Here is a 2,567-nt window from a genome sequence, read left to right as displayed (position 1 = left end):
GAAGAAATACTACGTCTGGGAAATCATCTCGTATGCATGGACCGAGATCGGAATCGAGGACACCGAATGCCGGCAACTTGTGCTGAAAGGCAATATCTCGGCGGATGACCTCAAGCTCGTCGATCGAATCATCTTCAGGGATGTCTGCGCCTCGTTTGCTTTCGACACCTTCCTGATTTTTCCGCTCATGCTGTGGATGATCATGCCTGACTGGGGATATGAAGAGAAGTACCTCAAGAAGCGTATGGAGCGTTGGTACGCCCGTCCGTATTGGCTTCACTTTCTGAACCCGATGCGATGCCTGGGCTATCCGCTTGCTGTGCTCATGGCGCTCAAGTACCGATCGATGCTGCGCAGAGTTGTGTTGAATGGGCACGATGGCGTCTAGGCAGAGCATCGGACTCTGCCGGCAAGCGCTCGCACACGATTCGACGTGGTGCTATTAATTCAGGAGCTGCTTGCGCCCGATTCCATTGGACTGGAGGCCGATTTTGTATGAATTTCAGCCCATGCTCGAGTGAATCATCTCCCGGACCCGCGGGTAGATTTGCTGATTCCACTTGCGTCCGCTGAACACCCCATAGTGCCCCACGCCGGTCTGCACATGGTGGGTTTTCATGTAGGGCCGGATGCCGGTGCACAGATCCTGCGCCGCTACCGTTTGCCCTACGGCGCAGATGTCGTCGCGTTCCCCTTCAACCGTCATGAGTGCCGTGCGGCGAATGGCAGCAGGTTTGACGAGACGGCCGCGATAGCTGAGCTTGCCCAGCGGCAGATCGTAGGTCTGGAAGACTTTTTCGACCGTTTCGAGATAGAACTCGGCTGGTAAATCGTTCACGGCCAGGTACTCGTCGTAAAACACGCGGATGATATTGGCCTTTTCCACATCACCGTCCACGAGGTGCTGGTACATGTCCTGGAAGGATTTTTTGTGCCGGTCCAGGTTCATGCTCAGAAAAGCGCTGAGCTGCACAAAACCGGGATACACGCGGCGCATGTAGCCGGCGTGCGGAAGCGGCACATGGCTGATCAGGTTTTTCTCGAACCACTCAATCGGCTGGCTGGTGGCCAGTGTGTTGACGCCTGTCGGGTTCACGCGGCAGTCCACCGGGCCGGCCATCAGGGTCAGGCTGCGTGGCTGGGCCGGGTCGTCGTCTTCAGCCATGATGGCGGTAGCCGCCAGTGCCGCCACGCAGGGCTGGCACACCGCCACCACATGGGTGCCGGGGCCAATAGCCTGGGTGAAGCGGATCATGTGGTCGATGTAGTCGTCCAGCGCAAACGGGCCGTGCCTTAGGGACACATCGCGCGCGTTGTGCCAGTCGGTGATGTACACGTCGTGGTCTTGCAGCAGGGTGCGCACGGTTTCGCGCAGCAGCGTGGCAAAGTGACCCGACAGCGGCGCTACCAGCAGCACCGGCGGCTGGAAGGGCAGGCCTGCGGGTGTTTCCTTGCGAAAGCGCAGCAGGGTGCCAAAGGGCATGGACAGAACGGTTTCTTCCGTCACGGCAAGTTCGCGCTCGCCCACCTTCACCGAGCTGATGCCGTAGGCCGGCCGGGTATGCGTCAGCCGCAGGCGTGAAAACACCTCCATGGACGCCGAAATCTTGCGGAGCAGGCTGCCTTCGGTTTTACCCAGCCAGAATGCCGCGCTACCGCCTTGGGCGAACAGGCGAAACGGCGACAGCAGGTCGGACTGGGTTTGGTAGGCCTGGTAAAGCATGGTTGTCCTGACATGAATCGGAATTCGTTGTCTCTTTGTCTCTGCCAGTCCATGCAGGCAAGTTACGGGCCAGTCGGAGCCGAAAAATGCAGGCTGGCATAAGCCTTGCGGGAGTTCATGCACCCATCCTGCTAGCCAGCAGGGCCTTTCCGGTTCAAGGAGCATGTGCATGGCCAAAGCCATCCTGACGATCAGCAGCAAGAACTACGGAGCGTGGGCTCTGCGCGGCTGGCTGCTGGCGAAGTTCGCGGGGCTGGAATTCACCGAAAAAGTGATTTCACCGGATGACCCGGCGATGAAAGCCGAAATGCTGCTGCTTTCGTCCAGCATGCTGGTGCCGTCGCTGCAGCACGGCAACGTCAAGGTGTGGGACACCCTGGCGATTGCCGAATACCTCAATGAAATCAAGCCTAAAGCCCAGTTGCTGCCCGCGGACATCAAGGTGCGGGCGCATTGCCGTGCGGTGTGCGGTGAGATGCATTCAGGCTTTGCCTCCATGCGCGCTGCGCTGCCGATGAACATCAAGGCCCATTTTTCGGGCTTCAAGGTCTGGTCCCGCGCGCAGGCCGACATCGACCGCGTGCTGGAAATCTGGAAGGAATGCCTGGCCACCTATGGCGGCCCCTATCTGTTCGGCAAGCAGCTGTCGGTGGCCGATGCCATGTATGCGCCGGTGGTTACCCGGTTTCTCACTTACGACGTGCCGCTGGACAAGGCTTGCACGGCGTATTGCAAGCGGGTGATGGAGTTGCCGGCTATGAAGGAGTGGGTGGCTGAGGCTCGGAAGGAGCCGGATGACATTGATGAGTTGGATGCAGAATTTTGAACACCCCCGTCCAGGCTC

The 2,567-nt window shown here is 59.1% G+C and carries 3 protein-coding genes; 2 read left to right on the top strand and 1 reads right to left on the bottom strand.

Translation table 11 applies throughout. From position 1 onward, the window contains the following. A partial coding sequence (locus AC1DWI_RS19450) for a hypothetical protein (RefSeq protein ID WP_477725495.1) occupies positions 1–388 on the top strand: 388 nt, incomplete at its 5' end. Positions 389–502: 114 nt separating this feature from the next. On the opposite strand, the gene AC1DWI_RS19445 is transcribed toward AC1DWI_RS19450, so the two are convergent. Then, a complete protein-coding gene (locus AC1DWI_RS19445; RefSeq protein WP_477667907.1) occupies positions 503–1,723 on the bottom strand; it encodes a polyhydroxyalkanoate depolymerase in 1,221 nt (406 codons plus the stop codon). Positions 1,724–1,892: 169 nt separating this feature from the next. Between AC1DWI_RS19445 and AC1DWI_RS19440 the strand changes: the two genes are divergently transcribed. Continuing rightward, on the top strand, positions 1,893–2,549 hold the full coding sequence (locus tag AC1DWI_RS19440) for a glutathione S-transferase (protein ID WP_477667906.1): 657 nt from the start codon (positions 1,893–1,895) through the stop codon (positions 2,547–2,549). The last annotated feature ends 18 nt before the right edge of the window (positions 2,550–2,567 follow it).

The sequence above is a fragment of the Polaromonas sp. P3_C2 genome, from assembly GCF_056402675.1.
The sequence above is the reverse complement of the archived record's forward strand: the minus strand, read 5'-3'. Positions and strand labels throughout refer to the sequence as shown.

Bases quoted from the DNA above. Each gene is read 5' to 3' on its own strand.
- AC1DWI_RS19445 (WP_477667907.1), bottom strand. From the start codon at position 1,723: ATGCTTTACCAGGCCTACCAAACCCAGTCCGACCTGCTGTCGCCGTTT.
- AC1DWI_RS19440 (WP_477667906.1), top strand. From the start codon at position 1,893: ATGGCCAAAGCCATCCTGACGATCAGCAGCAAGAACTACGGAGCGTGG.